This window comes from Caballeronia sp. KNU42 (assembly GCF_053760385.1).
The window spans coordinates 2,553,254-2,566,960 of record NZ_CM132389.1 but is presented as its reverse complement, the minus strand read 5'-3'; the positions used below and the strand labels follow the sequence as shown (position 1 = coordinate 2,566,960).

The window sequence follows — 13,707 nt, the reverse complement described above, 5'->3', positions numbered from 1 at the left end:
ATAGGGATTTAGTTGTGACATACCAAATTTTCCCTAGGTCCATGATCGCTTTGAAAAATGACGATTAGTGAGTTATCATTGGATCTGAGGCGTGTAGCCTTGGGCAACGGTGGCATCGCACCACCTGTCGTCAAGCCAGCTTGTTATATGGAGATGAAATGCCGTCGACGAACACCACGCATCTGGGCGAGCGCATCCGCGCAGTGCTGCTCCTGAAACCCGATGGGGTCGCCGTAGAAGTCGATCGCACGCGTACGACCTGGGCGGACCTTGACCGTGCGGCGGGGGAGATTGAACGATTGCTGCAACAAGCCGGAGTCGAGCAAGACGCTCCAATCGGTTGGGTCGCGCGCAATCGGGTCGCCGCGGTGGCGTCATTCGCCAGCTTGCTGATGAACGGGCGCATGGTCGTACCGTTGCGCCCGCCCCAGACATCCGCGGCTTTTGCGGTCGAACTCGGCGCCCAACGGCTATGTGCCGTACTCGCAGACGAGGAGGACTGGGCGCAAGCCGGGGTAGTAGAAGCTGCCGCCGAGGCTGGCACCTTCGGTGTCGTGGTCAGCGGGTCAGCACAGATTTCTGTCAGCGTACATCCCGCACTTTCCGTTGTCGGCACTGGTCCGCATCGCCAACCAACGCCGGGGTACGTTCTCGAACGACTTACGAGCGGCACCACTGGCGCGCCCAAGCGAATTCCAGTGCGCGAAGAGGTGCTGATTCCGTCGTTGCAATCGGCCGAACATGGCCGCCTCGGAGAGGCCACGCGTGAATTGAGCGTGAAACGCTCGGCGGCCATTTTACTGAAGCCGTTCAGCCATGCGGGCGGTTTGTTCGGACTGCTGCTCGCGCTCTATCAGGCGCGTCCGATGGTACTGCTGGAGAAGTTTTCGCCAGATGACTGGGCGCATGCGATCGAGCGCCATCAAATCAAATCCGCGAGCTTGGTCCCCGCGATGATCCAGATGATTCTGGAAGCTGGCATCGAGCCTGATCTGCTGAAGAGTCTCAAGGCCGTCCGCGCTGGAACCGCGCCCCTCGACCCGCAGGTTCAAGTCGATTTTGAAGAACGCTACGGCGTGCCCGTGCTGGTCGACTATGGTGCCGCGGAGTTTATCGGAGGTGTCGCGGGCTGGACCCTGGACGATCATCGCCAATATGCGTCGACCAAACGTCGCAGCGTCGGACGGGCGCGCGGCGACGTTTCGTTGAAGGTAACGGCTCAAGACTCGGTCGCTGCGTTGGCGCCTGGTGAAGTCGGCGTGCTGTGCGTCAAATGCGATCGCTTTGGTCCGGACTGGATCCGTACCAACGACCTTGCTTCAATTGACGAACAGGGCTTTCTCTTTCTGCACGGACGTGCCGACGACGCAATCAACCGCGGTGGTTTCAAGATCCTGCCGGAAGAAGTCGCCGAGGTGTTGCGTCGCTATCCTGGCGTGCGCGATGCGGCAGTGATAGGCAAGGCAGACAAACGCCTGGGGCAGGTTCCAGTCGCGGCGATAGAAATGGCGCCGGGTGCCGTCGTGCCCACTACGCAAGAACTCGATGCATTTACCCGCCTTTCGCTCACGGCCTACATGATTCCGACGGAGTTTCGCATCGTCGAAGCGTTGCCGCGTACGGCGTCGATGAAAGTGAGCCGTCCCGAACTGAAAGCGTTGCTCGGCCTCTAGGCCCTTCGGAAAACACTATGGAAACACAAGCTTTCACAGACTACACGACCATTCAGGTTGACGTGGCGGACGGCGTTGCCACCGTTACGCTAAACCGGCCCGACAAGCTCAACTGCTTCAACAGGGCGATGGTCACCGAGTTCCGCGATTTGTGGCGGGTGGTTCGCACCGATCCCAAGGTGCGTGTCGTAGTGCTGCGCGCGGCGCCCGGACGCGCATTTTGCTCGGGCGTCGATGTAAGGGAGGGTTGGCGCGCACCCGAGGAAGACATTGCGCCGTTTGACCAGGATGATCCCGGCGAATGGCTCGGACCGAAAAGCAACAAGGTATGGAAGCCGTTGATCGTCGCGGTGCACGGTATTGCAGCGGGCGGGGCGTTCTACTGGCTCAACGAAGCCGACATCGTCATCTGTTCGGATGACGCGACGTTCTTCGATCCTCATTTGAAGTTCGGCAAAATTTCGGCGGTGGAGCCGATCGGAGCCATGGGCCGCATCCCCTATCAAGAGATCATGCGAATGGTGCTGCTTGCCGATTCGGAACGCATCGGCGCAAGCACTGCGTTGCGGATCAGCCTGGTAACCGAAGTGACCACCTCCGACCAACTGTGGGCACGGGCCAGGGAGCTTGCGGTCATGATCGCACAACGGCATCCAGTGGCGGTCCAGGGATCAGTCCGGGCTCTCTGGGAAGCGCAAAGTCTGCCGCGGGCACAGGCGGTGAACAATGCGCTCAAGTACATTCAGATTGGTAAGCCTATCGCAACCGACCTGCGGCCAGCGAGTACTAAAAGCGGCCACTGGACGCTGAGGTAAACGAATCGACCCGCTGTGCGGTGCTGGTTTGCGCTGGCAGTGTGCTGGTCCACATGCAGAATCGTTGAGGGATCCGACCGTGACAGTATTCGACGTAAGCCTGAAAAATTGCACCGATGACGCTCTTGGCACGGACGAACCAGACGTGCTCACGACCACCCGCGAAGGGCGAGTCCTTATTGTGACGCTTAACCGTCCCGACCGGCTGAATGCGCTGACGCCACAGTTGCACCAGCGGCTGCTTGCGACGCTGCGGCAGGCGGCGACAGACGCAACAGTAGGCGCGGTTGTTCTGACCGGAGCAGGACGTGCTTTCTGTTCAGGCGGCGACATGCAGCAGCGCGACACCGCGAAAACGTCAAAGCCGACGCTCGAAGAGCGGGCCGACAACCTCCAGCACCATGGAGAGACGGCTAAGTTGCTGCACGCAATGCCAAAGCCGACCATTGCGATGATCAATGGTGTAGCGGCCGGAGCCGGACTCGCGCTGGCGCTTGCCTGTGACATGCGATTTGCAGCACGTGGCTCCGTACTGACGACGTCGTATGTGCACGTCGCGATGTCGGGTGATCTCGGCATGAGCTACTTTTTGACCAAGCTGGTCGGTTCCGCGAAAGCCCGCGAGCTGATGTTCCTGAGCGAAAAAATTTCCGCGGAAGAGGCGCTACGCATAGGGATGGTCAGTCGAGTGGAAGTCGGCACCGGGCTCCGCGACACGACCCTCCTCGTTGCCAGGAAACTGGCTGATGGTCCGGCGGTTGCGTTGCGTTATATCAAGCAAAACATATATCGCGCTGAAACCGGATCGCTGGATGAAGTCATCGAAAGTGAGGCATTCCACATGGCGCGCTGCGGTCGTACCCAGGACGTTAAGGAGGCGGTCCTGGCATTTCGCGAAAAACGTGTGCCGCGCTTCAATGGGATCTGATACAGAGCGCGGTGCGAGTCGAGTCGCAGGACCTGCAAGAAATGCTCGCTTCTGGATATGACTCACCGGATGGCATCAAGGAATTTTTTTGGCTGTCCTAACGGAGGAAAAAATGCAACTGAAAGAGCAGGAAAATGACTCTGCGGCGGTAGCCTTGGGCGAGAGCGCCGGAAAGATCACCCAGGCGGACATCGAGCGGGCAAGGGCACAGATCGGCATTCCCAAATTCGCGTACAACAAGCCATATAACGCGATTGCATCCCGAGATGTCATCAGTCATTTTGCCTGGGCCTGCGGTGACGACAATCCGCTTTGGCATGACTCCGCATACGGCATGAGCACGCGCTGGAGAGATCAGATCGCTTTTCCGCTGTTTCTCCATTCGACCGGCACAAACTTGACGCCAAAGCCTGACGCCGCGCAAAAGGATCTGTTCAAAGGATTGTTCCGAGGGGTGGGAAAGTACTACACCGGGGTTGCCTGGACATGGTGGCAGCCCCTTTACCCCGACGAGCGGCTTTTTGTCGAGCGCGTAACGTCCGAGGTCAAAGTCAATCAGAAATCTTCCTTTAGCGGAGGTATATCGGTTACCGAGGTCTACCGTGATCTTTGGGTCAACCGTGCCGGCTTACCGGTCGGACGTCGCGAGGAAGCGTATCTGAGCGCCGAACGCGAGGGTAGTAGAAAAGCGGGCCGCTACGCCGCCGTTAAACGGCAAGCATATACCGCCGAGGACATCGCGCGGATCGACGAAATCTATGCGGCTGAACTTCGTCGTGGGGCAGAGAAGCGGTACTGGGACGACGTGGAAATAGGCGATGAACTCGTCCCGGTAGCGAAGGGGCCGCTGACTATGGTCGATATTATCTCGATGCATATGGGGTTGGGCCTGTCGAGCAGCGGGATCGGGCCCTTGCGCTACAACTGGCAGCAGCGCACGCGGATGCCCGCGTTCTTCGTGCCCGACGCATACGGTGTACCGGACGTCGTGCAACGTGTCCACTGGGACCACAATCGAGCGACCGATCTTGGACTACCGACCTCCTACGATTATGGGCAAATGCGCACCAGCTGGCTGATTCACCTGGTGACGAACTGGATGGGCGATGACGCGTGGCTATGGAAATTGTCATGCCAGTCCCGCGCATTCAATTTTATGGGCGACACGACAATCTGTTCCGGGCGAGTGGTGGATAAGCGCGTTCTCGGTGTTCACCACGTCGTCGACCTGGAAGTCACTGGAACGAACCAGCGAGGCGAGGTGACAGCACCAGGGACCGCCACGGTCATCCTGCCGACAAGGGCGGCCGGCGCGGTTGTCCTGCCTCCTGCTCCGGACGACATGATGGAGCGGGGCGCTATGGTGATGCAGGCCGCAGCAGATCGCAGTTGACGTCGGCTGACCGCTAAACAGGTTGGAGATACAGCCGAGCAAGGAAACGTTCCGAGGACACCATGAATTTTGATTTTTCCGAAGAGGCGCTGGCAGTCGGTGATGAAGCGAAGCGCATCCTCGCACGTCACGACAGCTTAGGAGGCGCACGTCGCGTACTCGATGGACAGTCGTTATACGACGAGTCGCTTTGGCGTCTCGTTGTCGAACTCGGGTGGCCTGCGGCTTCCATTCCAGAGGATTGCGGAGGTTCCGGACTTTCCGACGAGGTGATATGTATGCTCGCCTACGAACTCGGGAGGGCAAACGCCGCTATTCCGTTTTCTTCGTCGACGTACTTCGCGACTGGTGCGATCCTGGCCTACGGCTCGCCCGAACAGAAACAACGTCTGCTTCCCCTTCTTGCGACGGGTGAAGCGATCGGTACTTTCAGTCTCGCAGAGGGATTCGATGCGACCCCGACGGGACCTTGCGCTTGCGAGGTGGTGGCCGGGCGCTTGAGTGGCGTGAAGTGGCCGGTGCCCGACGGCGCCTGTGCGAACTTCGTTGTCGTTGCTGCGCGTGACGGCATGGTCAAAGACACCACGGGCCTCTATATCGTTCAACTGGACCTCCCGGAGGTTGAGCGTGAGTGTCTTACAACGCTTGATCCAACGCGCAACTACGCTCGCATCCGCTTCAATAATGCGCATGCAGAGCGGCTAGGATCGGTCGCAATCGAGCGACGGGATCTGCATAACCTGTTGGCACGTGCGTCCGTGCCGCTAGCGTTCGAGATGCTGGGTGGCGCACAAGCCTGCCTGGACGCTGCTGTCGAATTCGCGAAGCTGCGCTACGCGTTTGGTCGTCCGATCGGATCGTTCCAGGCTATCAAACATAAGCTCGCAGACATGTATATCGCGGTCGAACTGGCGCGCGCCAACGCCTATTTCGCTGCGTGGGCGTTGACCGGCGATAGTACGAAAATGCCGCTTGCTGCGGCAATAGCGCAGGTGTCTGCGTCGAGCGCCTTTGACCTCTGCGCAAGAGAAAACATCCAGACACACGGCGGTTTCGGCGTGACATGGGAAGCCGGTTGCCATCTGTACCTGCGCCGATCCAAAGCGCTTTCGGCACTCGCCGGAGCTTCCTCTTACTGGAAAGAGGAGATCGTGAGTGAACTTGTCAAGCAGCCAGACCTTATCACCGGGTGACCACGATGGATTTTGACGATAAACCTGCTGAAGCGCTGTTTCGTGCTGAGGTGCGCGCGTTTCTCGAGCAACATGCCGTGCGCAAATCCGACACTCATGCGCGCCTGTCTCAGGGAGCACCCGACTCAGAGATGGTCAGACGCGCCAGAGAATGGCAGGCCGTTAAGGCAGAGCACGGCTTTGCATCGATTCAACTGCCCAAGAAATGGGGTGGCCGGGAGGGAAAGCCAATCGAACAGGTTATTTACAATCAGGAAGAAAGCCACTTCGATGTTCCGCGTGGCGTTTTCGAGGTAACGCTGGGCATGTGCATTCCGACATTGCTAAGCTACGCCGCGCAACCTGCTCTGGAACGGCACGTCAAGCCCGCGCTGAAGGGGGAAGAGATCTGGTGCCAGCTTTTTTCCGAGCCGTCTGCGGGTTCCGACCTCGCCGCGCTGCGCACGCGTGCCACCCGAGACGGTGAAGAATGGACTGTGAGCGGTCAGAAGATCTGGACGTCACACGCCAATATTGCGGACTTCGGGCTACTGCTTGCACGCACGGACCCGAAGATACCCAAGCATGCCGGCCTTACCGCGTTTTATATGGACATGCGTTCACCCGGAATAGAAGTCAGGCCGATCAAGCGTATCTCTGGTGACCATAGCTTCAACGAAGTGTTCTTCGACGATGTTCGCATTCCCGACACACAGCGCCTGGGCGCGGTTGGTGAGGGATGGAGTGTGGCCCTGACGACGCTCTCACATGAACGGCTTGCAATAGCGGAGACCGGTGGTCCGACTTTCGCAGATATATTCCGCCTGTGTTCTCAGGCGAAGATCGGCGCGAAATTGCCGATCGACAATCAGGCTGTCAGGGAAAGGCTTGCTGAGTGGTATGTTCAGACCGAAGGCGTCAAATACACCCGATACAGAGTGATGACAGCGCTGTCACGCGGGCAGAAACCTGGGCCTGAGGCGTCAATAGCGAAGGCGGTCAACGCCCGTAAGTTGCAGGAGATCGTAGCGTTCGCATTGGAGGTCATGGGGCCCGCCGCCATTGTGTCCGATCCTACCCTGGCATTGCACGGCGGCCTGTTTCAGGAAGCCTGTCTCTACGCGCCGGGCAAGCGAATCGCCGGCGGGACCGACGAGATACTCCGGAACATTATTGCGGAACGCGTTCTCGGCTTACCGGGAGATCTGCGCGTCGACAGAAACGTGCCCTTCGACGAAATTCCCACATCTGGTTCCAGGTAGGATGCCGGCTTTGTATGATTTTCACCTTTGAAATGAATTGATACCTCAGGGCCTGGCGCCCTAACTCTATAGACGAGTGCAACCATGGCAGACTGCATCAGTGATTACAATTTTGAGCTTTATGTCGATCCGTACGACGGTCGCTCGGCGGTAATCGGCGATACCGACGGAACGGTCGTGGCAACCGTAAACAGGCTTTCGCGTCATCACGCAGACGGACTTGCTATTGCCCGCCTTTTGCGTGCTGCTCCGACGATGCTCAGGGCGCTGGAAGTCGCGCTCGATGCGTACAGCCCAAATTCCCATTTGCTCGGCCTTGGATGCAGTGCGCAGCAACGTGCCGCGGCATCGGCAATTCGGGATGCAGTAGGTCTGGCTTTGTATGGCGCTCCGAATGAGAATCGAGCAAAGTCGACCGGTACCGCACCAAGTGTTGTTCTGTAGGGTTTCGTGTCGGATCGTCTGCGGTTTGTTATAGACGATAGAGGCGAGGTCGAATAGACAGGCGGCGAACCGCTTGCGCTTGATGTCGCGGGCTTGGGGGGCTATATCCTTTTACTAGCCCTTACATTGTGCTTCATTTGCGACCTCAGGTCGTACGTTGACAATTGATCAGGATTACTGTGTAAATAAATTGGTCTCCCAAGTCCATACCCGCATGCTCAATTTATAGATGGATAAAGTGCTATCTCCGCTACTGCTGAAAATTGGCGCGGCCGCGTTTAGCGTTAGTCGAGATGGCGAAGGTCATCGCGGATCCCTCTCAACGTCCGCCCTAACTGATTGCGGGAAAACATGGTCGAGGCGCCGGATCAAATATCAGCGGCGATCAGGCATTTCGCTGAAAAGTTGCGAAATGGGCGAACTGCGTCGCCAGATATTTCACGGTCACCGCAGGTCAAATAGAGGAGCATGGTTATGGCTACATTCGTTCTTGTTCACGGCGCATTTCATGGGGGGTGGTGCTATGGGCGCGTGGCGCGTCTACTACGCATGGCCGGCCACGAAGTCTATACGCCAACCTTAACGGGACTCGGCGAACGTGCCCATCTCGCGTCCTTGTCGATCAATCTGTCCACGCACGTGGAGGATGTGACGGCGTTGCTGCGCTGCGAAGGGCTAGCCGATGTGATCCTGTGCGGACACTCTTATGGTGGCATGGTTATCACCGGTGTGGCGGCGATCGAAGGTGAGCGCATCAGCACGCTCGTGTATCTCGACGCGATCGTTCCCCAGGACGGTCAATCGTTATTCGATGTTGTCGGTTCGGAGACTATGTCACACACCGTCGCCTCCGCTATGTTGGACGGCCGCGTGCCGTCACCTGGAACTGGATTCTTCAACGTCAATCCCGCCGATTCAGGCTGGGTCGAACGTCTGTGTGTGCCTCATCCCATCGCGACGTTCATCGAGGCGGTGAGATTCACAGGCAAGGAGCGTGCCGTTCGCAACCGTACATATGTGCTCGCCAAGAACTACAGCTTCGGGCTTAACCGCGAAGTATTTGAGCGGTTGAGTCACGATCCGGCCTGGCGCACTGTAGCCATCAATGCTGGGCATGACATGATGATCGATACGCCCGAAGAACTCGCTGAAGCGTTGCTTGCAGAGGTTGGACGCTAGGGGGGTTGATGCCGCGATTTGGAGCAGCGATGACCGGCGAGACGCCAGCGGTATGTACAAGAGCCCTTAGTCGTCCAGCCGAAGCCGCAAGCCCAGCGAAGGAATTTACCGATGCCGCATCGGAGACATCTAGTTCCTGGGGGAGAACCAGATAGCCTTCTGCGATTAATGCTTGCGCTGAACTCGCGAGATGTTCCGCGTCGGAATCTCCTGAAACCAAGATAAGTGCTGGCCCTGATCGCCGTGCACAGGCCATTCCCATGCCTCCGATCCCAGTCACTACAACGATCTCCATTGTCACGACCTGCCGTATTGTCGATGTCAAAGTGAATGAACATGGTAGTTCCATAAGATGATGATGCGTCAGTTGTGTATGCTCAACTAGCGGAGACCCCAATGGCGGTTTTTACGTCTATGGGGATAATAAAATGATCCGCTTTTGTGCATCCGATGCAGTCCGTTATATAAATGACGATGCATAAGTTATATTCGTGTTGAGGCGCGAGCGCATCTGCAAACAGAGCATCGCACGCGAAATAACCGCGGGGGCGGTGCGAGTTCGATGTGTCCGGTCGGAAAGGCGAGCGGTTTCTGCGTACGGCGGCGCGGGCGCCGAGCGTGTTGATCGGCTGCTGCCGGGATGACGCGCCGTCCTCAACGGAACGTGGAGGGGATAAACAGTGATGAGTCGAGGTCATGGATAAGCCAGCGTACGTATCTGACCCTGTGGACGTGAATACTTGCGAGGCACAGCCTGCGGAGCCCCAGTTACCGGCGACCTCCCGGTTTCTTCCCATGGCGATGGCAAGCGCATTATTTATGGACCTGCTTGACACATCGGCATTAGGAGCAGCGCTGCCGACGCTGGCGAGGCAATTCCATACGACGCCGCTGCAGCTGAAATTCGCGCTGACAGCCTATCTGATGACGATGGCGGTGTTCGTGCCGGCCAGCGGTTGGCTCGCCGACCGTTTTGGTCCGCGTCGAGTCTTCGTCAACGCCGTGAAGATTTACTTGCTGGGCTCTCTGTGTTGCGGGCTATCAACTTCGGTCACGACGCTGGTCGCGGCACGCGTCCTGCAGGGAATTGGAGGCGCAATGATGACGCCGGTCGCGCGCCTGATCGTCGTTGCAACTACGCCACGTGAGCGTCTCGTGCATGCGATGAACGCGTTTACCATGCCAGCTGTAGTGGGGCCGTTGCTAGGACCTCCTCTGGCAGGCCTGTTGCTTGAGGTCGCAAATTGGCGTTGGATCTTCTTTATCAATCTGCCTGTAGGGCTGGTGGGAATTTTCGCAGTGCTTCGCTTCGTGCCCCGTCTTCGGCATGTTCATCCGGGGAGGTTCGACTGGATCGGCTTCGTTCTGGCGGCGCTTACGATCATGACGGTCGTTACCCTTTCCGAGACCGTCGGTACCGGGTTACTTTCAATAAAAGGGCAGGTCATTCTGTTGCTCGTGGGTTTATTTTTTGGCACGGCTTTTGTATTGCATGCATTAAAAACTGCGGCCCCGATGCTGGACTTGCGTCTGTTGTCGAAGTCGACATATCGGGCCAGCATGATAGGCGGCTCGTTGATGCGCTTCAGCATCAGCGCCATGCCGTTTCTATTGCCTCTGCTTTTTCAGATTGGGCTTGGTTGGTCACCGGTGCGTGCTGGACTTGTCATGACCGGAATGATGCTTGGCTCGATCCTGGCCCGGTTTGGTGGCACCTTCGCGATCCGGCTTGTCGGGTTTCGAAAGGCGCTCGTTGTCACCGCATTTTTCACTGCTGGTGCGACCATGATTCCGGCAGCGTTCCGGGACAGCTCATCGGCCATATTTATCGTAGCAACGCTCATAGCGGGAGGATTCTTCCGTGCGGCACATTTTGTCGCGTCATCTGCGCTAGCTTTCGCGGATGTCGCGCCTGAAGACGTTAGCAGGGCATCAACCTTGTCTACCGTCATCCAGCAAATTAGCCTGGGCTTTGGGATTAGCCTCGCCGGGCTTACGCTGTATATATCGGCTGGGGAAACCGGACGATTAACGGTGAGTAACTTTACGTGGTCTTTTGTTGTGCTCGGAGTGGTCACGTTGCTGTCGATACCTGTTTATCTTGGGCTCGACCGAAATGCGGGGGCTAGCATGCGAGGTCGGCGTGAGTCGTTGATCAGGTGACTGATTCGCGATCGTGTGCCTGTCAGACAAACGCAGTGAGCGGCTACGAATGACCGTGCGTATGCAATGTTCGGAGCAGGGTTCTTATATGAACACTGCCCAGCTTGCAAGGTGATGTTGCCATGATGTTTCTTGCTATTACATCTTCATTTACCTTCGCAACCTTTCGATGTGTACTGCTAAGCCACAGCCGTTTCTCTACGCGGTATTTTCAAGTACATGGTCTTTCTGATAAAACCATCGTGACATGCCAGAAAAGGCCTACTGGAATAGGATGAGGCCTTCTGCCGAAACGGCAACCCGGACGCAAGCGACCGCAGAAGCCACCGGGCCTTGCTGGGGAGCGAAGCGGCTTCGTGGGGTGAGTCATCCGCAAACCGAAAACACGACATTTCTTATATGGTCGCCTCCCATTTGCAAGGAGATATTGTGTTTGGCGAGGAGGGTGGTTGCGGACTTATATCCGGACTCGATCGCGGAACATACCCGCCGGCCCCGATGGATTTCGCCGCAAGGATCCTAATCTATCTTAACGGACTCGAAGTCCGAGAAATGTCCCAGGTTCGTCCTTGCGCGGTCCAACCTGTCTTGCCATCGCTCAATATCACCTATGCAACCGTGAGTGGATTTGTACGTGATACAACGAAGTGTCAAGCTGGTAAGGGCGCTGGAGTTTGATAGCGTCGACCGTACGCGAGCAACGCCCAAATAGTTCGTGCGAGCTTGTTAGCCAATGCAACGGCCACGACATTGATAGGGCGTCGGACGAGCATGTTTCTTAGCCGCTCAGGCAAATGTTTCGAACTCGATATGACCGCTCGAGCTCCGTGAACGAGCAGCGTGCGCAAGTACACATCGCCGCGTTTGCTAATGCCTCCTAGCTTGACTCGGCCACCCGAGCTGTTCTGTCGCGGCACCAGTCCCAGATAAGCCGCAAATTCCCGTCCTGATCTGAATGCCTGTGCGTTGCCGATAACCGCCACCGCGGCCGTGGCGGTGAGCAGACCCACGCCCGGGATCTCCGAGATGCGGCAGCAGGCTTCGTCACCTCGACGCCATTCTGTTATGCGTTGTTCGATACGTTGGATTTGCTCGTCGAGTGCCGATAGCCTCGATATCTGGTCCTGCAGACTGTCTGTCAGCATCGTGGGCAGTTGGTCAGCCAACGGCGCCATTGCACCTTTCGCAGCCTCAATCGATGCACGCCGACCTTGTGGCAAGACCACGCCGAACTCATACAGCAGCCCGCGCAACTGGTTCACCTGCATCACGCGGAACCTGACGAGTTGTTGGCGCATGCGGTGCAGAGCAAGCATGGCTTGCTGATCCTCCGTCTTGACAGCGACGAAGCGCATGCCGGGCCGCTGAGATGCTTCCCAGATCGCCGCAGCATCTGCAGCGTCGTTCTTGTTTGACTTGACGAATGGGCGAACAAACTGCGCTGCTATCAGCCTGACATCGTGACCGAGCTTAGCAAGTTGGCGAGCCCAGTGATGAGCGCTTCCGCAGGCTTCCATCACAATCCGGCATCGTGAACGATTAGCAAAGAACGGCACGAGTTGAGCACGCTTGAGAACTTTGCTATGGATTGCACCAGTTTCTGGATCGACGAAGTGCACCTGGAAAACGCGTGTGGCCAGGTCAATCGCAATGGTCGTGGGTTCCATCTGATTTCTCCTTACCGAGGGTGGCAACGGAAACAAGACTTTGGCACATTTGCCGGAGACGCTGAACTACGACGCTTAAACGACCGCTGAGGCGGGAGGCGACCATTCCATCTATCTTGCTCAAACACGACATCTGAACTTGGGACCTACAAGATTTCACGGTGATTCTTGGCACCTATGGTCGGCTGTTGCGTTGGTTCAGTTTTCAGGGTTGCTATATTTTAAAGGGGAAGGCGACCGACTTATCCACAGGATATTCACAATTCTGTGGGTTAGGTGTTGCGTCGGCGGTAAGTACGAGTTTGTTGTGGCATGCAGATGTCTGTGATGCAACGGTCAGCAGGCAATTGCACGAATGGTATGCGGCTACGTGTTGCGCAGCTTCGATCCGCACCCATGGGCCGCCCCTACCGACAGTTCCTGATCTAGACAGCTTCACGCTGCGACATTCGTCCGGGTGCCGAGTCGCCACAGCATGTCGATGTTCTTTAGATATGTGGCGACGTCCTCGGGTGCCGCGTGGATGATTGAATGTCGCGAACTATCGACGCTGTTCACTTCCGCAGTCCACGGATCCTCAAGGCTCGTGCAAACGCTCTCGACATCGTCACGATAACGCTGGAAAGTCGCGTCATCCCACGCGTCTATGACGCCTGGCGCCAGGAGTATCGAGAGCACGCCTTTCCGTTCGCCGATGAATCGAACCGGAGCCAGCATGCCACCGAGGTAAAGGATCAGAATCGCATCGATGATCCGCTCGTCGTGGTCCTCATCCCAAACAATAGCGAAGTCAAGGAATGTGGCGCTCTGGAGCGGATTCAGCAGTTCATCGTGCCACGTCGGTACTCGCAGAACGGAGTAGTGGGTTCCGCGGCCGAGATGGCCAACGGGACGAGTTTCGTCATGCAGTGTCTGGAAGAAAGGGCAGTAGGACATGTGACACTCCTTTCGGGAGAGGGCGGCGTCAGCCGCGAGGCTCGGCCATTTCGTGGCAAGCGTTCGTCAAACGTT

General features: G+C 57.4%; 11 protein-coding genes. 9 read left to right on the top strand and 2 right to left on the bottom strand.

The annotated features are described in order from the left end of the window. Positions 1–158: 158 nt before the first annotated feature. The 9 genes from ACSOSP_RS30755 (at position 159) to ACSOSP_RS30715 (ending at position 11,029) form a co-directional block, all read left to right on the top strand. Positions 159–1,673 carry a class I adenylate-forming enzyme family protein gene (locus tag ACSOSP_RS30755; protein ID WP_455312303.1) on the top strand — a complete coding sequence of 505 codons (1,515 nt, stop codon included), beginning with the start codon at positions 159–161 and terminating at the stop codon, positions 1,671–1,673. A gap of 17 nt (positions 1,674–1,690) precedes the next feature. Further along, positions 1,691–2,488 (top strand): enoyl-CoA hydratase/isomerase family protein, encoded by a 798-nt coding sequence (locus tag ACSOSP_RS30750; RefSeq protein ID WP_455312302.1) that lies wholly within the window; start codon positions 1,691–1,693, stop codon positions 2,486–2,488. 79 nt (positions 2,489–2,567) lie between these two features. Continuing rightward, positions 2,568–3,416: an enoyl-CoA hydratase-related protein gene (locus ACSOSP_RS30745; protein WP_455312301.1), complete on the top strand. Its 849-nt coding sequence runs from the start codon at positions 2,568–2,570 to the stop codon at positions 3,414–3,416. Positions 3,417–3,528: 112 nt separating this feature from the next. After that, entirely contained in the window at positions 3,529–4,809 is a 1,281-nt protein-coding gene (locus tag ACSOSP_RS30740) for a hypothetical protein (RefSeq protein WP_455312300.1), read from the top strand. Between the two features lie 62 nt (positions 4,810–4,871). Next, positions 4,872–6,002 (top strand): acyl-CoA dehydrogenase family protein, encoded by a 1,131-nt coding sequence (locus ACSOSP_RS30735; RefSeq protein WP_455312299.1) that lies wholly within the window; start codon positions 4,872–4,874, stop codon positions 6,000–6,002. Between the two features lie 5 nt (positions 6,003–6,007). After that, positions 6,008–7,243 carry an acyl-CoA dehydrogenase family protein gene (locus ACSOSP_RS30730; protein ID WP_455312298.1) on the top strand — a complete coding sequence of 412 codons (1,236 nt, stop codon included), beginning with the start codon at positions 6,008–6,010 and terminating at the stop codon, positions 7,241–7,243. 84 nt (positions 7,244–7,327) lie between these two features. After that, positions 7,328–7,687 (top strand): hypothetical protein, encoded by a 360-nt coding sequence (locus ACSOSP_RS30725; protein WP_455312297.1) that lies wholly within the window; start codon positions 7,328–7,330, stop codon positions 7,685–7,687. Positions 7,688–8,161: 474 nt separating this feature from the next. Further along, positions 8,162–8,866 (top strand): alpha/beta hydrolase, encoded by a 705-nt coding sequence (locus ACSOSP_RS30720; protein ID WP_455312296.1) that lies wholly within the window; start codon positions 8,162–8,164, stop codon positions 8,864–8,866. A gap of 795 nt (positions 8,867–9,661) precedes the next feature. After that, a complete protein-coding gene (locus ACSOSP_RS30715; protein ID WP_455312295.1) occupies positions 9,662–11,029 on the top strand; it encodes an MFS transporter in 1,368 nt (455 codons plus the stop codon). 650 nt (positions 11,030–11,679) lie between these two features. On the opposite strand, the gene ACSOSP_RS30710 is transcribed toward ACSOSP_RS30715, so the two are convergent. Both ACSOSP_RS30710 and ACSOSP_RS30705 read right to left on the bottom strand, forming a co-directional pair. After that, positions 11,680–12,696 (bottom strand): IS110 family transposase, encoded by a 1,017-nt coding sequence (locus tag ACSOSP_RS30710; protein ID WP_455309677.1) that lies wholly within the window; start codon positions 12,694–12,696, stop codon positions 11,680–11,682. A gap of 435 nt (positions 12,697–13,131) precedes the next feature. After that, the gene (locus tag ACSOSP_RS30705; RefSeq protein ID WP_455312294.1) at positions 13,132–13,632 is read right to left on the bottom strand and encodes a hypothetical protein; all 501 of its coding nucleotides are present in this window, start codon (positions 13,630–13,632) and stop codon (positions 13,132–13,134) included. Positions 13,633–13,707 lie beyond the last annotated feature (75 nt).